The 1,654-nt window shown below is 70.1% G+C and carries 2 protein-coding genes; both read right to left on the bottom strand.

The window, feature by feature from the left end:
- Positions 1–103 precede the first annotated feature (103 nt).
- Positions 104–943 (bottom strand): transposase family protein, encoded by an 840-nt coding sequence (locus IE239_RS41335; protein ID WP_190154585.1) that lies wholly within the window; start codon positions 941–943, stop codon positions 104–106.
- Between the two features lie 51 nt (positions 944–994).
- Positions 995–1,441, bottom strand: coding sequence for a hypothetical protein (locus IE239_RS41330; protein WP_190154584.1), 447 nt, complete (start codon positions 1,439–1,441; stop codon positions 995–997).
- Between the last annotated feature and the right edge of the window lie 213 nt (positions 1,442–1,654).

Raw genomic sequence — 1,654 nt, 5'->3', positions numbered from 1 at the left:
TGAGCACTGTGCATCGTGAAATTGCTGGTCACGGGCCTGGTGTGCGTAGGGTTCGGGATGCTCGTGCTGGTGGCGGGCGGATGACTTCGGCGAAGATCGTCGGTCAGCGGGCGACTTCCCGGTTCGTCAGCACCAGCAGGGCCCGCACGAGGGCGGTCGCCCACCTCGGATTCGTGCGGACCTTGCCGAGGACGCGCCAGTTCTTCAGGTGGGCGAAGCCGTGCTCGACCGGGGCGCGGACTGCGGCCAGTGCTTTGTTGGACAGCTTCTGGCCACGGGTCAAGGGCCGGTTGCGGGCGGCCTTGTAGCCGGTGATCACCGCCGGTTCGGCGTCCGGATCGCTGTCGTCGAGGCCGATGAAGCCCAGGTCGGCGATGGCGCCGAGCCCGGCCGCCCGCAGTTTCGCGGTGAGGTGGTCGTGACGACAGGCGGTGATCTCCGAGGATCGTCCGGGGCGGGCCGCAGAGACCCACAGCAGGCGGCCCCGGTCGTCGGTGAGCGCGATCACCAGCAGACCGTGGCATTTGTGCTTGCCGGAGTAGTTCTTCCGGTTCGCCGTGCCGGTACGCCGCCGGGTCCGTATCAGGGTGCCGTCGAGCAGGACCACCCCGCCACCCGTTCGGACGATCTTCTTGAGTGCGCGGTCCAGGCGTGGGGCGCGGGCGGCGAGCAGGCCGACGGCCTCGCGCACCCACCGGGTGATGGTGGTGCGGTGCACTCCGTTCCCGCCGGCGAGGTCGCTGGGCCGCTGGTCACAGCGCAGCACCGCCAGCACGATGGCGGCGATCTTCCCCGCGGGCAGGGCCCGCCACCGCGAACCGATCTTCTTCAAATGGCCGCGTATCACGGTGGCGAGGTAGTTCAGGGTGGTGCTCGACAGCGGCAGGCGGGCGGTGTGGACAAGGCCGTCAGGGCCCTCGGCGGAACCGTTGTTTTTCTTCACACCAAACTCAACTGCCGTCGGGGGCCCGCTGGTTACGGCCCGCCCGCGCGGTCACCGCCGTGCGGTGAACCGTCCGTCGGGCCGTTTGTGCAGCCAGCCGCGGTCAGCGAGCTTGGTCATCTTCGCGCGCAGCGGCTCCAGCTTGCCGCGCACCGAGGCGTTCAGGCCCAGCCGCTCGCCGACCGCCCTGACCTGCACCGGGCCGTCGGCCTCACGCGCGATCGCCAGGATCCTGCGGTAGTCGCCGGGCAGCGCGGCCTCGTCGGTCGCGTCACTGCGGTGCGGGATGAGCAGGACCGCCCGCCCGGCCACCTGCGCCGTTGCCGGAGCGGCAGCCTCGGCATCGGCCCGGACCTGCTCGGCCAGGCGGTTCAACACCCGCTCCGCGATTGCCAGTTCGTCCCGCTCGACCTGGACTTCCTGAAGCTCCTTGGTCAGCTGCTCGGCGAGGGCGTCCAGCTCGCTCCGGCGATCGGTGATCCACTGCCGCTCCCGCATCCCCGCACCCTCACGATCTCGTAGCGTGCCGACCTGCTGACGGATCGTAGGCGCGGGTCGGTCGCGGGCGCAGCCGAACCCGGCATCCCGCCGGAGCCGGACCTGCCCGATGATCTACACCATGGTCATCGGCCACCGACCAGCGCGAGTACCCGAGCCTTCACTCACACCAGACCCGTGACCTGCGCAATCACGATGCACGCAACTCATTGG

Source organism: Streptomyces humidus (assembly GCF_014649655.1).
In the GTDB taxonomy this organism is placed as follows: domain Bacteria; phylum Actinomycetota; class Actinomycetes; order Streptomycetales; family Streptomycetaceae; genus Streptomyces; species Streptomyces humidus.
This window is presented reverse-complemented; position numbering and strand designations above follow the sequence as displayed.

Excerpts from the sequence above, each read along its gene's own strand:
- IE239_RS41330 (WP_190154584.1), bottom strand. The coding sequence starts at position 1,441 with ATGCGGGAGCGGCAGTGGATCACCGATCGCCGGAGCGAGCTGGACGCC.